Origin of the sequence: Cupriavidus taiwanensis, assembly GCF_900250115.1 — a bacterium.
GTDB lineage: Bacteria > Pseudomonadota > Gammaproteobacteria > Burkholderiales > Burkholderiaceae > Cupriavidus > Cupriavidus taiwanensis_B.
Genome location: NZ_LT984805.1, coordinates 144,698 through 158,660, shown reverse-complemented (window position 1 = coordinate 158,660; position 13,963 = coordinate 144,698). Strand labels below are relative to the sequence as shown.

The 13,963-nt window shown below is 62.3% G+C and carries 17 protein-coding genes; 16 read left to right on the top strand and 1 reads right to left on the bottom strand.

The features are described from left to right. Positions 1 to 209 precede the first annotated feature (209 nt). The 16 genes from CBM2586_RS29875 (at position 210) to CBM2586_RS29800 (ending at position 13,465) form a co-directional block, all read left to right on the top strand. Positions 210 to 1,880 (top strand): PRTRC system ParB family protein, encoded by a 1,671-nt coding sequence (locus tag CBM2586_RS29875; RefSeq protein ID WP_018004049.1) that lies wholly within the window; start codon positions 210 to 212, stop codon positions 1,878 to 1,880. A 73-nt stretch (positions 1,881 to 1,953) separates the two neighbouring features. After that, positions 1,954 to 2,406 (top strand): PRTRC system protein E, encoded by a 453-nt coding sequence (locus tag CBM2586_RS29870; protein WP_018004048.1) that lies wholly within the window; start codon positions 1,954 to 1,956, stop codon positions 2,404 to 2,406. Positions 2,407 to 2,417: 11 nt separating this feature from the next. Then, on the top strand, positions 2,418 to 2,636 hold the full coding sequence (locus tag CBM2586_RS29865; protein WP_018004047.1) for a PRTRC system protein C: 219 nt from the start codon (positions 2,418 to 2,420) through the stop codon (positions 2,634 to 2,636). A 96-nt stretch (positions 2,637 to 2,732) separates the two neighbouring features. Beyond that, complete coding sequence (locus CBM2586_RS29860; protein WP_081610674.1) at positions 2,733 to 3,875, top strand: PRTRC system protein F; 1,143 nt, start codon at positions 2,733 to 2,735, stop codon at positions 3,873 to 3,875. A gap of 9 nt (positions 3,876 to 3,884) precedes the next feature. Continuing rightward, complete coding sequence (locus CBM2586_RS29855) at positions 3,885 to 4,607, top strand: PRTRC system protein B (RefSeq protein WP_018004044.1); 723 nt, start codon at positions 3,885 to 3,887, stop codon at positions 4,605 to 4,607. A 2-nt stretch (positions 4,608 to 4,609) separates the two neighbouring features. Beyond that, positions 4,610 to 5,251 carry a PRTRC system protein A gene (locus tag CBM2586_RS29850; RefSeq protein ID WP_018004043.1) on the top strand — a complete coding sequence of 214 codons (642 nt, stop codon included), beginning with the start codon at positions 4,610 to 4,612 and terminating at the stop codon, positions 5,249 to 5,251. Beyond that, a complete protein-coding gene (locus CBM2586_RS29845) occupies positions 5,248 to 6,051 on the top strand; it encodes a PRTRC system ThiF family protein (protein WP_018004042.1) in 804 nt (267 codons plus the stop codon). The genes CBM2586_RS29850 and CBM2586_RS29845 overlap by 4 nt, the downstream gene beginning before the upstream one ends. A 215-nt stretch (positions 6,052 to 6,266) precedes the next feature. After that, the gene (locus CBM2586_RS29840; protein ID WP_025586693.1) at positions 6,267 to 6,989 is read left to right on the top strand and encodes a hypothetical protein; all 723 of its coding nucleotides are present in this window, start codon (positions 6,267 to 6,269) and stop codon (positions 6,987 to 6,989) included. A 156-nt stretch (positions 6,990 to 7,145) separates the two neighbouring features. Next, on the top strand, positions 7,146 to 7,619 hold the full coding sequence (locus CBM2586_RS29835; RefSeq protein ID WP_025586694.1) for a glycine zipper 2TM domain-containing protein: 474 nt from the start codon (positions 7,146 to 7,148) through the stop codon (positions 7,617 to 7,619). An 86-nt stretch (positions 7,620 to 7,705) separates the two neighbouring features. Next, positions 7,706 to 8,110: a hypothetical protein gene (locus CBM2586_RS29830; RefSeq protein WP_018004040.1), complete on the top strand. Its 405-nt coding sequence runs from the start codon at positions 7,706 to 7,708 to the stop codon at positions 8,108 to 8,110. A gap of 178 nt (positions 8,111 to 8,288) precedes the next feature. Beyond that, a complete protein-coding gene (locus CBM2586_RS29825; RefSeq protein WP_018004039.1) occupies positions 8,289 to 8,672 on the top strand; it encodes a hypothetical protein in 384 nt (127 codons plus the stop codon). 45 nt (positions 8,673 to 8,717) lie between these two features. Beyond that, on the top strand, positions 8,718 to 9,122 hold the full coding sequence (locus CBM2586_RS29820; protein WP_018004038.1) for a hypothetical protein: 405 nt from the start codon (positions 8,718 to 8,720) through the stop codon (positions 9,120 to 9,122). Positions 9,123 to 9,369: 247 nt separating this feature from the next. Then, a complete protein-coding gene (locus tag CBM2586_RS29815) occupies positions 9,370 to 9,762 on the top strand; it encodes a hypothetical protein (protein ID WP_018004036.1) in 393 nt (130 codons plus the stop codon). Positions 9,763 to 9,827: 65 nt separating this feature from the next. Beyond that, positions 9,828 to 11,384, top strand: a complete 1,557-nt coding sequence (locus CBM2586_RS29810) for a hypothetical protein (RefSeq protein WP_018004035.1) — start codon at positions 9,828 to 9,830, stop codon at positions 11,382 to 11,384. Positions 11,385 to 11,846: 462 nt separating this feature from the next. Further along, positions 11,847 to 12,815, top strand: coding sequence for a DUF932 domain-containing protein (locus CBM2586_RS29805; RefSeq protein WP_025586698.1), 969 nt, complete (start codon positions 11,847 to 11,849; stop codon positions 12,813 to 12,815). Between the two features lie 143 nt (positions 12,816 to 12,958). Next, positions 12,959 to 13,465 carry a hypothetical protein gene (locus tag CBM2586_RS29800; protein ID WP_026163894.1) on the top strand — a complete coding sequence of 169 codons (507 nt, stop codon included), beginning with the start codon at positions 12,959 to 12,961 and terminating at the stop codon, positions 13,463 to 13,465. Between the two features lie 88 nt (positions 13,466 to 13,553). On the opposite strand, the gene CBM2586_RS29795 is transcribed toward CBM2586_RS29800, so the two are convergent. Then, the gene (locus CBM2586_RS29795) at positions 13,554 to 13,961 is read right to left on the bottom strand and encodes a polymer-forming cytoskeletal protein (protein WP_018004032.1); all 408 of its coding nucleotides are present in this window, start codon (positions 13,959 to 13,961) and stop codon (positions 13,554 to 13,556) included. Positions 13,962 to 13,963 lie beyond the last annotated feature (2 nt).

The following is a 13,963-nucleotide window of genomic DNA, read 5'->3' as shown; positions in this document are numbered from 1 at the left end:
CCGCATCTGGCGTAGGCGAGCCGATTGGTATATCCTTTCGCCTACTTCAGCGTCCCTGACGCATCGACCTCGCACCACCCGGTGCACAGCTTTTTGCAGTAACGTGGCTTCCTGCTCTGCCGGGCCGCCATGCTTCTCTTTTCTTATCCCATCGGGAACCACGTTCCCGGTGCGGTTACGGGTTCCCATTCTGTTTCGGAGAACCCACAATGCATTTCCCATCTGCAGTCTGCATCCGCCAGATCCGCACGGGTCGCTACAACCCACGCACGTACTTCGATCCGGTCGAACATGCGGAGTTGACGAAGTCCATCCGTGAGAACGGAATCTATCAGTCGCTCTTGCTGCGCCCCATCGAGGATGCTGAGTTCGATTTCGAGCTCGTCGCTGGTGAACGGCGCATTCGCGCTGCCTTGGAAGCCTTTGGCCCGGAGGGCGAAGTTCCCGTCCTCATCAAGGTCATGACGGACGAGGAGGCTGACCGCGCGGCGCTCATCGAGAACGCCCAGCGCGCGAACATGTCGCCCTCCGAGGAGGGCGTTGCTGCCTCCAAGATCGTCGGTCACTGCAAAGGTGATCGCGACGAAGCCGCGAGGCTTCTTGGTTGGTCTCGCGCGACGCTGGATAAGCGTCTTGCGCTGATAAACTGTAGCTCAGCTGTCCAGGCCGCACTGAATGAGCGCAAGCTCCAGCTTGGTCATGCCGAACTGCTCGCCACGCTCGCCAAGGACAAGCAGGACAAGCTCCTGCCGGTCATCATCAGCGAGAAGAAGTCGGTGTCGGAGTTGAAGAAGACCATCGAGGCGGCCGCGTGCAGCCTGGAAGCAGCGATCTTCGACAAGACCGACTGTGCCGCATGCCCGCACAACTCGTCGTTGCAGACGGAGATGTTCGGTGAGGCGATTGCCACGGGCAACTGCACTAACCGGGCCTGCTACACCGAGAAGACCGACCGCAAGCTCGATGGCATTGCGTACGGTCTCAAGGAGGAGTACCCGATCGTGCGTGTCATCCGCGCTGGCGACAACCATACCCGCATTCAGCTGAAGGTGGATGGTCCGACCGGCGTCGGCGAGGAACAGGCGAAGGCCTGCCACGCCTGCCAGAATTTCGGCGCCGCGGTGAGCGGACTGCCGGACTCCATGGGCAAGGTCTACAGCGGGCAGTGCTTCGATACGGCGTGCAACCAGAAGAAGGTGGCCGACCGGATCAAGGCCGAGCGTGATGCCGCCAAGGCGCCGGCTGCAAAGCAGTCCGCCGGCAAGCCGGCCGTAGCAACGAAGGGCGACAAGTCCTCCGCCGCTGCGGACAAGCCAGTCACGTCGATCAGCGAGTCGGAGAAGGTGAAGCAGTACCGCACCGAACTCTGGCGCAAGGCGCTGCGCAAGGAAGTCGCGCAGAACGCCGAGCAGGCCAACGCCTATCTGCTGGCCATCGCCCTGAACGGTTTGTCGCGCAATATAGGCGGCGACGTGATGGGCAAATTCTTCGAGAAGCTTACCGAGCAGAAGGTGTCTTCGACCCTGCAAGGTTGCTTGACGGCAGCGCATACCCTCGACGAAAGCCGGCGTCAGCAGCTGACGATCGGTCTGACGGTGGCGGCGATCGACGGCATGGAGGTGAGCAACCTCCGGGAACTGTGCCGGTATCACAAGCTCGACTTGCGCAATCACTGGAATCTGCAGAAATCGCAGGACTTCCTGGAGATGCTTACCAAGTCAGAGATGAAGGTCCTGGCAGACGAACTCGGCATCCGCAAGGTGCTGGGTGACAGTTTCGCCAAGCTCTTCGGCAAATCGAAGCCCGAGGTTGTTGCCGGCCTGCTGGCCGTCGACGGTTTCGATTACGCCGGCAAGGTCCCCAAGGTCCTCGGCTACTAAATCTTCCCTTCAAGTGGGGCGGCGCCGCTCTGGCGTCGCCCCGTCTCACACTTTTTTTTCAAGGATTCACTCAATGTTCACTGAATTGGCTGCGCTCGTCCGCGAGAGCGAGAAAGTCGTCGTCACGCTCACCATGCAAGGCGACACCATGTCTGTCGTAGTCGTGCCCGTCATCAAGAACGCCGCCGACGCTGCGCTCAGTACACCCTTGGCGCTGTCGGCGACGCCGGCGGAGCTTGATGAGGGCTTTGCCGCGGCGGTCGCCGGTGTCAGCGCTGCGCGTCAGTCGCTGGCGGAACAAGCCGAGGCCACCAAATCCATCCTGGAAGCGGCTAAGTCCTCGCAGTCGACCAAAGCCACCAAGGCCTTGACCAAGGCGGCGGGGACGACTGCGACAACGTCCGATGACGACGATGGCGATGACGATGCCGCCGGCAAACCGGAAGTAAGTGACCAACAGGCATCGGCGAAAGCGGATGACGGCGTGGTCAAGACGACTGGCACCGACCTCGCATCGCTGTTGTAAAGGAGACTGCCATGGCACTCGAAGTCAAGAAGCTCACGCGCGAGTTCTCGTACAACGGCATGACGCTGATGGACCCTGGTCCGCAGTTCACGCCCCAGCAGGTGCGTGATGTCTATTCCGCCCAGTACCCGGAGCTCACCACCGCCGCGGTGGATGGCCCGGAGCACAAGGGAGATGTTGCTCGCTACACGTTCGTGCGCGCCGCCGGCGCGAAGGGCGCGGATGCGTAAGTCTGACCTCATGAAGGCGCTGTCCAGCGGGCAGTTCGCCACAACCACGGAGCCGCCCGAAAGGGCGGTTTTTTTACATTCTGAGGAGACTCAACAATGCTGTTCGATCCTCGGTCGTTTGTTCCTGAGTTCGATCCGGGACAACGACCCGCATGGTCGTCACACCGACAGCATTCCGCTGCCGGACGTCGACTTGCCTATGATTTTCTGACGCTGCCGCAGCTGCCCGGCTCGATCCCCGCCACGGCGCGCCTGACCTATGGCGACGAGGTGGAGGTGAAAGACCTGGTGATCGCGCAGTTCGCCGCCGGCGTGCTGCGCGCCAGCGATGTGTCCAATCCGACCAGCGCCGGCGACGCTTTTACCCAGGCCATGTTCGCATGGTTGAATAGCCGTACACCGGCATGTCAGCGCTTGCAGTTCGGCCTGACCTTGATCGACCGTGGCGCTGCCATGGACCAGGTCATGCAGTTCGGCTGGGAGGACGGCCTAGAAGCGCCGCTCTACCTGGCCATCGAATTGCCGGAGGAGGAGGTGTACGCGATCGGAGAGGCGCGTGCGGATGCGATGCGATCCGCTCACCCGTCGCTTCTCTTTACCGCTATGAGCCTGATCAATGCCGCATGCGGTAAGTCCCTCTTCCTTCGCACGCCAGATATGCTGCTGGATCAGTTCGCCCGGTGGCACTGGGATTACGACTCGACGCTAGCCGACGACGAGAATGCCCGGGAGTTTCTCAATGAGAACTTCGGCGGCGATGATGCCGATATCGAGCGCTATCTGCCGTCGGTCGTGCGTGCCGAACTAGCACCGGACGACACCCTGCCGAAGCACGCTCATGTCGACGCGGCTTCGGACCGTCTGCGTGAGTTGGGCCCACGCGCCTTGCGCAAGCTGGCGCGTTTGCATGATGGCTGGCTGAGCGAGTGTTGCACCGCGCTTGCCGACCTCCGGCTGCTGTTGGCCAGGGTGGGGGAACGGTCTGCCATCGACGGCGCCCAATGGGCTGAGCCGGCGTACTCAGCGGCGACCATTGCCTACCAGCCCAGCGACTATGTGTCGGAAATCCTGGACGACCACTACGAATGCCTGAACAACGCTGGCGACGCCACGATGTTCCAGTGCTTCATTCCGCTTGCTGAGAACGCCACGGCGATCCGCCAGCAGTTCCAAGACCTGGCTGGCATGCTGAAGATCATCGGCGCGCTTGACCGGGTGCTCACACTCATTTCTTCATAGGAGGGCCCCATGGCCGAGATCCTGACCGTTTCGCGGTCGCACGACGTGGCCCTGCAAGGGGCCATTTTGCTTTACGGCCGTTCAGTGGCGGAGTTTTCGTATGCCACCGCGCACCGAATCGAACCCGACGCGACAACCGGTCGCCTGACTATCGGTCCCGGCACGCCGCTCAATCGCCTCGCGCTGATTCAGGCGGTGCGGCAAGTCGCCGAAGCCTCGCTGCCCAAGGGCGAGTTCCTCACGCCCAATGTGCTGTCGATAAGTCCCACCGCGGTCACGTGGTGGTGCCCGGCCGAGCATCGCCGTATCTTCTTTCATTGCAAGGAGTTCGGCGAGTGCAGCGCGGTGGTTCCCCATCCGGCCCTGGTCTTCCAGGCGTCGCACAACGGCTTCCGAGTCTTTGCGCTGCATGGCGACGATCGGCCGCTACCGGAGACGGTGCTCCACGAGCCACCCTACTTCAACACCTGGGACAACGGGAAGATCTGCATTGGTAGCGCTCACGTGCCGAAGCAGATCGACGTTGCATCCATCGCAGGCTGGGAAGCAGGATTCTTCAATTCCGCCTTCACCCATCCAAACCACGGGGCGCAGCGTGTGAAGTACCAGCGCGGGCCCTATGCCTTCTGGAAGGACATGCTCGACGGGAACTACCCGGACTACCCCAAGCAAGTCCTCATCCCCATGAAACGCACGCTGGCCGATTTGATCGCCGGCAAACTGGAGAAGTAATCATGCATCCTGCAGACACTGCCCTGCAGCAGTCCTTTCCGTCCGTCATGGTGCCGCGCTTCGGGCAGCTTGCTGCGATGGAGCAGCCCGGTGAGCGGTTGCTCATCGCCGCCAACGGTGTGTTTCTTGAGATCGCACGTCCGTGGCTGCGCGTGGTGCGTCGGCTCGGCGCGTTGGAGCATCGCACCGCCATTCCGTATGGCGAGGCGGCGGAGACGACCGAACTGCGCTGCGGCCGGGTGCCAGCCCAGCTGATCGGCGAGTTCGCCGCGATGGCCCGGGCCGCGTATCCGAAGGAAACTGGCGCATGGATTGTCTGGAATGCCGCAAGCGCGACGTTCCGGCTGATCCCGGTCGGCATCCTCGAGCACAGCGGCGGGCACTTGAAGTATGAGCGCCCCGTGCTGGCAGATGACGACGTGCTCGTGGTGGACTGCCATTCTCACGGCAGCCATCCCGCCTTCTTCTCGAGAACGGATGACGAGGATGACCGCCATGACGTGAAGTTCGCGTTCGTGATCGGCAACTGTGCGGCGCTCACGCCCTCGATGGCACTGCGGCTCTGCGCCAAGGGCATTTTCGAGACGGTGGGGCGAGTGCCAGGTGACTGGTATTCAGCGGCACGCGAGGAGGTGTTGGCATGACCTTCGAGCACCGCATCCCTATGAACATGGCTAGTCTGGCTTGGAAAGTGATCGTGGTTGGCGCCGGTGGCACCGGCAGCGCTCTGCTACCCAACCTCGCGCGGCTGCACCACGCCATGCTCGAACTGGGCCACCCCGGCGGCATTGACTGCACGGTCTACGACGACGATACCGTCAGCGAGACCAATGTCGGCCGTCAGGGATTCTATCCAGTGGACGTGGGCCAGCCCAAGGCCACCTTGCTGGTCAATCGGCTGAACAACCTGATGGGCACGCGCTGGGAAGCGCGCGTTTGTCGTGTCGGCAGCCGGGACCGCTTCCATTGCGACATGGTGATCGGCTGCGTGGATACCCGGAAGGCTCGTAAGGCCATCCTGGGCGCAATGCAGCGCGGCTCCGGTGGCTATTATCTCGACTGCGGCAACGAGGCCGACAGCGGCCAGGTGATCCTCGGTCAGGTCCGCGGCAGGGCGGCGGAGCGGCTGCCTCATGTGGGCGACCTGTTCCCCGAGCTTCTGGACCCGAAAGGGGACAAGAGTGACACGGCGCCGTCCTGCTCGATGGCCGAAGCGCTCAGCCGGCAGTCGCTGGTGATCAACCAGGCGATGGCGGTGCAGGCGTACAATTTGCTCTGGACGCTGTTCCGCACGGGCACCTTGCAGTACTGCGGCGCGTTTGTGAATCTGGCTGTGGGCCGCACGAACCCACTGCCAGTGGATCCCCAGGCCTGGGCACGATTCGGGTATCACTTGCCTGAGCCGAAGGGACGTGCAACCCGCGCAGCCCGCCAGACCGGTTAAGCCCGCCACTCCCGACATTGTTGGGGGTGGCTTTTTCCTTTTGTGGACGACCTTTGTTGTCGAGTCGCGCAGTGCGCTGCTAAGATCGCGTCACACCTCGCGTCACACCTCGCGTCCAAGACGCATCGACCTCGTGGCACTCTGCCACGCTCTATTTTCAACCCGTTGGGGCACCTGCCCTGACGGCGTGCTCCATCCATTCTTCCGGAGCACGTATGAACGATAAATCCATAAATCAGACCGCGCGCGATTATCGTCGCGACCTTGTGACAGGCAGCTGGCTGCCGGATGACGTCGCCGTCGGCGCCTACTGGAATGGCGCGATGTGGAACGGCTTTCCGGTGCCGGTGTTCACCAGCGAGGATGGCGATGCGCTGTGCGCCGTGATGCCGAAGCTCGTCTACGTGGCGGGCCGCCGGGCGTTCCTGTTCGACGAGAATGACCATGTCGAATGGTTCCACGCTGCGGTGCATGTCGTGGAAGGCAAGGAACAGCCTCTCTATGCGATCGGTAATGGCTGGTGCTGGCAGTTCGCCGGTTCGGGAACGGATGCCATCGAGCTATCTGGTAGCTACCTGGTGCTGCAAGTGCGTCCGCAGGTTGGTGCGTGGATCGAGAACCTCGCTCAACAGAATGGCCAGGCACTGGAGCACTACGCCGATTTCTTGCTTGGGAGCTTCTGCGAAGACCGCAGGGACGGCCGTCCCAGGTTCGACCTGTCCTGCTTCGAGGCGACAGTCTCCCGGGCCAAGCTCGCGACACCGATTACCCAGGGCCAGGCGGTCCGGGTGCGCGGTGGCGCGTGGCTCGGCGTCGTCGACGCGGTGTTGGCGCTCGCTGCAGCAGAGGACGGCGGCGCGCAATCGCGGCTCTCGCGCGAGCGGTTCGCCGAAACGGTGCTGGACAGCCTCGCTCGCGAGCTGGGCGGTGTGAAATAGGCCCCTCCACAATCGGTAGTGGGCCTGCTACCATTACGGCACCTTCCGCGTCTCAGACGCATCGACTCTTCCGGTTGTTTAGCCGGGCATCTCTTTCTCCCACCTACGGGCCTTCCTGCCCGTGGGCATGTTGGCCCATTTTTCGTTGAGGCCATCGTGTTCAAGCGTGTCTTCCTGCTTTTCCTTTGCTTTGCCATGTTCACTGGCTGCGCTGCACAGCCGACTTCGCCGAACACCTACCGGGGTTCCGAAGCGCTGCGCACGAGTAGCGCCGAGACTGTGACCGTCGTCCGGGTCCGCCCGGTCACGATCGCCGACACCGACGGCATGCTTTCCGCGAACTCGGGTGTACCCGGTGTTCTCGGCGCCGTCGTCGGCGCGGTGCTCGGTGCCCGCGTCATCGGCAACGGCAACGGTCGTTACCTGGTTGGCGCATTGTCTGGCACGGTCTCCGCGGTTATCGCGCAGACGGCCGCCACCCACCTGAATCGCCGTGATGGTGTGGAGGTCATTGTCCGGACGGACAGTGGCCGCCAGATCGTCGTCACGCAGGACGCAGATCAGCAGTTCGTCACCGGCGAGCGGCTGTATCTCGTCTCTGGTGCCAGCGGCTATCGTCTCACTCGCTAACGGGCTCCAGTCGGAACCCCGTTTCCATCTATCTTCCCCGCGCGGGCCCTCCCGCGCGGGGGGCTCTGTCGCGAACTGGAGCCACCATGTTCGACGTTGCAGAAGTCTCCCCCCTCACCGTCACTCCGATCGAAACGAAAGGGAAGTACATCTTTGAAGTGGCTGACGACGTCCGCCGTCAGCTACGCAGTGCGGGACTAGAGCCGGAATGGCTCAATGCGGCCAATTTTATGGATGACGATAACGAGGCTATGTATGGCCCGAAATCGTCGCGCCAGTGGCCGCAGATCGGTCCTCGCGAACGGCTCGCCGTCTCCGTGCAGCGTGGCCGGTGCGAAGGCTGGGTGGTCTTTGTCGACCGCGTCGGCTACACCGGCGATGCCCCCAACCTGGTCACCGTTGGTCAGAAACTGTTGATCGGCAAGGTGTTGACCGAGCGCCAAGCGTGGGACACCGTCCGAGCAATCAGCAAGCTGTTTGATGTCGCCTGAAATTCAGGCCAACCCTTTGCAAGCCCGAGAGGGCTTGCCCAACCGTCGCCGGTTCGGCAAGCCGCTTTCACCCGCGTCATTGACGCATCGACCCACTGTTTGGCATTGCCGAACCAACCCATTGCGGGACACTCGTCCCGTCAGGGAAGGGATGTCCCGATCCATTTTGAGGACACCCATGAAACTTCCCAAGTCATTTTTGAGCCGCCATTCGTCGACAAACTCCGCGGCCGGACACGCCATTCGCCGTGACGCATGCCGTGTGCTACGTCGCTTTGCCGGCGACATGGCCCTGCGCCCGCGCGACTACACGATCCGCGAGCATCGCCAGCGTCGTCGTGACATCGACGTATTCGCCTTGCATACGGACTCGCTGCTGTTTGAGATCCGGCACGGTACGGGTCAGGAAGGTGTGGTGCACATGTCCTATCGAACATGTCGCGGCCGCGACGACCTGACCGGCGGTCGCGAAAACGCCGTTACCGTGGAATCGCTTGGTACCGAGCAGGGCTATGCCGATCTGGTTTCCACGCTCCGCGTGGTCGCCGGGCGGCGCGGTTAAGGAGTTCCCTGTGACCCGTCTCATCAAAGTTCTGGCTTTGCTTCGTTGCATAAGGACGACATTGTCGAACTGCCGGCACGCATGATGATGCGAGTCTACACAGCGGTGGACGCTGGCGAAGGCTATGCCATCGTCGCGCACCAGGGCGGATATGGAGTGCCGCTGATTCACGTCGTAGACTCCCGTTACAAGCTGGATGTCAGGCACGCCACCAGCGACGCTTGGCTTAGCCGGCTGGACGACGCATTTCGCAAACCGAGTAAGGATCAAATGCAAGCGTACGGACGCTATTACCATACGCTATCGGCGGCCTGCGCCGTGGGTTTCGCCGGCTATGTGGCAGGAACTTCGTCCTGGTCCATGGCCACTGTCATCAACGCAACCTGCTTGTTGGCTGGCGCTGCAGTACTATTTGCCATAGGCGCGGTTCTCGCGAAAGGAGATAAGTGATGTTTGGTCCATTTGTTCTCGGCTTCGCGTTGTGCATCGCGGGCTTCGGGCTCTGGGTGCTTCGCAACGCAGATCGTGAGCGCATGCTCGAGGAGCTAGATCGCAACGGCTAGGCGTTCGTGCCTCACGGTTGCCAGCCGCACTGCAACCCCCATCAGCGCATCCCATAGGGATGCGCTTTTTATTTCTCACACCCACACGGGCGTCGTCCCGATGGGGGCGGCTCCCTCCCAAAGGAGCATCCCCCATGGATGACATCATCTACGGTGCTGGCACGGCCAGCTATCCCGCCGGTGTTCTGCTGCGCATCGGCCTCTACGAATCGAACCTGCGCCCGGCGATCCAGCTGGTCTGCGCGGATGATGGCATGCCCTATGCCTCGCTCAGCGTGAACGTGCCACAGGTGTCATTGCTCGCCGGCGAATTCTGCGTGGCGGCCGACTGGAACCTTCCCGCGGACATCAAAGCGGCGTTGCTTGCCACCGGCAAGTTCTCCGACACAGACCGCGGCACCGAGGGGCGTGACCTGTGCGGTGCCGTCTGGCGCATCACGTGTCCCGAGCTGTTGTCGCAATTGGCAGGCGCTCGCATCGTGGCCAGCCGGTCCCGGCCGGTTCGTCGCATGGCCGCCGTCGCCTAGCAATTATCCCTTTCAACCCTTTCGGGGCACGTCCCCGAAGGGGCATGCTCCGTCCGGAGCCAATCATGTATGTCATTCACATCGGCCAGCGGGCCGAGAATCGCACGACGCTTGCCGGCGTGCTGCAGTACCTGAACGACGACCGTGACGGCAAGGCAATGCCGCGCGTCGACGACATTACCGTGCGTCACGTCGAAAGTGGCGCGATCCCGGTGGCGCAACTTGCCTCGGGCAACTTTGCGGTTCGCCCGGCTGGGAGCCAGCGCGGCATTCTCACCATGATCCTGGATGGGGTCGACCGCTTTATCGTGCGCGCAGGGGGCAAGATCCTGCGCCCACACGAAATGAGCCGCGCTTCCTGGGGCGCCGTGGTGGCCGCCGGCCGCCTGGCATATCTTCCCGTCGAAGCCATCGACTTGTCCCAGGGCGATGCGGGACCGCTCTTCCAGACGGCAGACCTTTTCGAAGAGCAGGGGCCACTCGACATCTCTGAGTTCGTCTGCGGTGAGTTTGTGCGCCGCTTCGGCTACGGCATCAACGGGCCGCAGTATGCGCCCAACGCGAGCCCGAATGCTCGACATGAAGTGCACGTTGCCTACGCGCTTCTGCGCGGGGAGAAAGTGCGGGACTGCATCATCAATACGTACCGCGAAAACCCGCAACACGGCCGTCATGACCTCTGGATGAAGCCGCTGATCGAAGTACCGGCCCTGCGCGGCGCTCTGTCGCCCAACGTGCTGCAGGCGCTGTGCCGGATCATGCGTGCCGAGAAGCAGGAAATCACGCCGCACAATGCCAGCAAGCTGCTTGCGGCGCTGCGGCATGTCCCGCGGGATGCCAGTGATGTGCAGGTCGACGATGCCTTGTTCGAGGCCGGGATTCTCCCTCCAAGGACTGTACCGACGCCAAAGCTGCCGGCGGGAGAGAACGCCCAGCCGGTGACCAAGCTCGCGGCGACGATCCATGCGCGGATCAGCGAGCGGCAATTTCGCGACAGCATGGACAAGGCAAAGGGCGAGCGAGAAGCGCTGCGTATCAGCCAGCGCGAATTCGATCGCCAGGCCGGCGCCGCCGCGGCTTATCGACTCTCCTATGGCTATGAGTGGCCGAACCGCGTCGCACTCGCGATCATGCAACGAAATGCCGCTGCGCTCCTGCAGATCTTCGATGGTCCGAAGGACTGGAACACCGATTCGAAGCGCGCCTTGCGCGACGAGCTCGGTGTCGACATTCTCCAATGCGCTGCGGCAACCAGGCGCCGGCGGCTGTTCGCACTGTGTGGATTCTCGGAGGCCGAGCAGGCCGAATGGGAAGCCAACGAGGTCATCGAAAAGGCGCAGAAGCGCACGGATCGCGAACTGTCGGATGCAACGCATCAGGCCGAGGCGGCCAGGTACCGGCTTGAAACCGGCCAGGTGATGAGCGGACGCGAGTATGTCGACTTCTGCATCGATGCAGGCTTCACGCAACTGATCGACGAGCCTCGCGGGAGTGCCCGGCGCTACTGGATCCACGATCCAGTGAAGCGGGCATCTCGACCGCTACGCGCGAAGGACGGAACGCTCGGCTACGCGCGTGCTCGGCTGGCGCGGATCGCCGCGCCCGAGGCGCTTGCCGCCTGATATTTTCGTCCCCGGCCACTGGCTGGGGACGCCTTCTTCGAATCACGCAGGGATATCGTGAGCTTTCGATACCTTGAAATCGCAACGACTGCGTTAGTCTTTGCTTGACCCACGAAGCTCTGTTCGCACTGAAGTCCGTTCAGTCCAAACCGAGCTTTACCCGCGTCTCAGACGCATCGACCCCAGCCGGCTTGCCGGCCATTTCTTGCAACTTCCCACAGGGACCCTCCCCTGTGGGGACGTCTCTGTGGGCGCCATCCGTCGTCCCACATGCACCTTCAACACTTGCCGTAGCCCGTTGTGGCGCGTCGTCCGAGACCGCTGCCCGCGGCCACGGTCAACTGCCACGCCAGTCCACGCGCGAGCTGCTGCATCGCTCGTCGCGGTTTCTGAACATTTCCATTTCCGTCCTGCGACCGGCTTATTGCCGTGTTCGCGCTATCCCATTTCTAGGAGCAATCCATGTCTCATCTCGTGCAAACCATGGCTTACGTTGGCGCCACCCCGTGGCACGGCCTTGGCAACCAGCTGGAACGCAATCAGCCGCTCGAAGCCTGGGCCGAAGCCGCTGGCATGAACTGGCGAATCGAGGAAACCGATGTGATGTATCGCATCGGCTCCCACGATCTTGATCCGATTCACTCGTTTCCCGAGCAGAAAGTGCTGTTCCGCTCGGATACCAAGAAGCCGCTCTCGACGGTGTCGAAGCGCTATCAGGTCGTTCAACCCGCGGAGATCTTGGAGTTTTACCGCGATCTGACCGAAGTCGGCGGTTACCAGCTGGAAACCGCTGGTGTGCTCAAGGAAGGTCGCAAGCTCTGGGCGCTTGCGCGCACGGGGCAATCGACCAGTATCGCCGGCGTCGACGAGGTCCGGGGCTATCTGCTGTTGGCCACCGCATGTGATGGCACGCTGGCCACCACCGCGCAGTTCACGTCCGTGCGGGTCGTCTGCAACAACACCCTGCAGATCGCGCTTGGTCGCAATCGCGGCGCAGTCAAGGTGCCGCACCGCAGCCAGTTCGACCCGCGCGCCGTCAAGGAAGAGCTGGGCATCGCCATCTCGTCGTGGGATGGTTTCATGGTCCGCATGCAGGAGTTGGCCGCCCGCAAGGTGAGCCAGGCGGAATCGGAACGCTTCTTCCAGCGTTTGTTCACGTACTCGTGGGCGACACCGGAATCCGAGGGTCCTACCAAGGTGAACGAGCGCGGCCTGAAGGCGGTGCTCAATCTCTTCGAGGGCAACGGCCGCGGCGCCACACTGGAATCGGCGGCCGGCACTGCCTGGGGACTGGTGAACAGCGTCACAGAGTATGTCGATCACCGCCAGCGTGCGCGCAATCCGGGCAATCGGCTGGATTCGGCGTGGTTCGGTGCCGGCGCGGTACTCAAGCAGCGGGCCTGGGACGCAGCGCTCGAACTCGTTGCTTGAAAAGCTCCTGCGGCATTCAGAAGTTCATCCCATTGACCAGCCCTCAAGCGAACTACGTTCGATGCCGATGCTTGGCATGGAAGTAGTCGTTTTTGGTCTCCAAAGCCCCGGCACAGTCCGGGTTTTTTTTTCGCTCGTTGCTCATGATTCTGATTGATTTCTATTCTCGATACCCCCGCTGGTTGTTCCGGACCTCGCAAACGCCTGCGTTTCAAGGCCGCCACGCCTGCCGCAACACGATCAGGGCTGAAGGGCAACACGTCGCGGAGCGACTTATGCTGCGACAGGCCATCGATGTGGCAAGCTTTCCGAAGGACAGAATTCTCGTACTCTTTTTCGAATGGCAGGCTCATGTCAGGCGGCATGCAGTGCCGATGGGGTATGACGCCTGGCTGGACCAGCGATATCTGCAGGGCCCCGCGGCCGCGGTGACGCTCAAGCAGAAACGTGTTGTCTTCGAACTAATGCATGGAGCCGTGTTCGAAGTGCGGGGCAAGGACGGACGCCGGCGCCTCTTCCGGGTGCAGTTGGAAAACGACTTTCCCTATGTGTCATTCCGAGACCCAGCGAACGCTGTGAACTATCCGTGGGTGGCTTTCCCTGGTGTCTTCACGCAGGCAGAGCTGATGACCCTGAGACGGGTTTACTGAAGACAAACGCCCGGCAATGCCGGGCGTTTGTGTTTGAAAGAGGGGGTGCGGAAGGGTGCTTTCGGTGTCTATGGAAGGAACATGTTCCTCAGCAAGGCGTGGGAATCTGCGCCTCGGTTGCTGGGCTGTCGATCGCTACACCCTCCTTGTGTGGGGGGACGTAGCCGACCGACTGGATGCGGGCAATGGTGCCATCCAGGGCGGCATTCGGGCCCAACCGGATGGTGCCGGCATACAAGATCCGACCCTTCACGCGTCCATTGATCAGCAGCGAGGCGCGCCCAACGACATCGCCTTCGACCACGCCGTCAACAATGACATGCTCGCCGTCGACGTTGCCATGCACCACGCCGCCCGCCGCGATATGGAGCAGCCCACGGGAGGCGCCAACATTGCCGGTGACCAGCGCCAGGCAGGTGAAGCCATGATCCGAGACAAGGTCACCGTGAACGCTCATCCCCGCACGGAGCAGGCTGAAAATTGGAGGATTATCCATGG

Bases quoted from the DNA above. Each gene is read 5' to 3' on its own strand.
- CBM2586_RS29800 (WP_026163894.1), top strand. From the start codon at position 12,959: ATGATTCTGATTGATTTCTATTCTCGATACCCCCGCTGGTTGTTCCGG.
- CBM2586_RS29845 (WP_018004042.1), top strand. From the start codon at position 5,248: ATGACCTTCGAGCACCGCATCCCTATGAACATGGCTAGTCTGGCTTGG.
- CBM2586_RS29815 (WP_018004036.1), top strand. From the start codon at position 9,370: ATGGATGACATCATCTACGGTGCTGGCACGGCCAGCTATCCCGCCGGT.
- CBM2586_RS29860 (WP_081610674.1), top strand. From the start codon at position 2,733: ATGCTGTTCGATCCTCGGTCGTTTGTTCCTGAGTTCGATCCGGGACAA.
- CBM2586_RS29865 (WP_018004047.1), top strand. From the start codon at position 2,418: ATGGCACTCGAAGTCAAGAAGCTCACGCGCGAGTTCTCGTACAACGGC.
- CBM2586_RS29825 (WP_018004039.1), top strand. From the start codon at position 8,289: ATGAAACTTCCCAAGTCATTTTTGAGCCGCCATTCGTCGACAAACTCC.
- CBM2586_RS29810 (WP_018004035.1), top strand. From the start codon at position 9,828: ATGTATGTCATTCACATCGGCCAGCGGGCCGAGAATCGCACGACGCTT.
- CBM2586_RS29875 (WP_018004049.1), top strand. From the start codon at position 210: ATGCATTTCCCATCTGCAGTCTGCATCCGCCAGATCCGCACGGGTCGC.
- CBM2586_RS29805 (WP_025586698.1), top strand. From the start codon at position 11,847: ATGTCTCATCTCGTGCAAACCATGGCTTACGTTGGCGCCACCCCGTGG.
- CBM2586_RS29840 (WP_025586693.1), top strand. From the start codon at position 6,267: ATGAACGATAAATCCATAAATCAGACCGCGCGCGATTATCGTCGCGAC.
- CBM2586_RS29855 (WP_018004044.1), top strand. From the start codon at position 3,885: ATGGCCGAGATCCTGACCGTTTCGCGGTCGCACGACGTGGCCCTGCAA.
- CBM2586_RS29870 (WP_018004048.1), top strand. From the start codon at position 1,954: ATGTTCACTGAATTGGCTGCGCTCGTCCGCGAGAGCGAGAAAGTCGTC.
- CBM2586_RS29830 (WP_018004040.1), top strand. From the start codon at position 7,706: ATGTTCGACGTTGCAGAAGTCTCCCCCCTCACCGTCACTCCGATCGAA.
- CBM2586_RS29850 (WP_018004043.1), top strand. From the start codon at position 4,610: ATGCATCCTGCAGACACTGCCCTGCAGCAGTCCTTTCCGTCCGTCATG.
- CBM2586_RS29795 (WP_018004032.1), bottom strand. From the start codon at position 13,961: ATGGATAATCCTCCAATTTTCAGCCTGCTCCGTGCGGGGATGAGCGTT.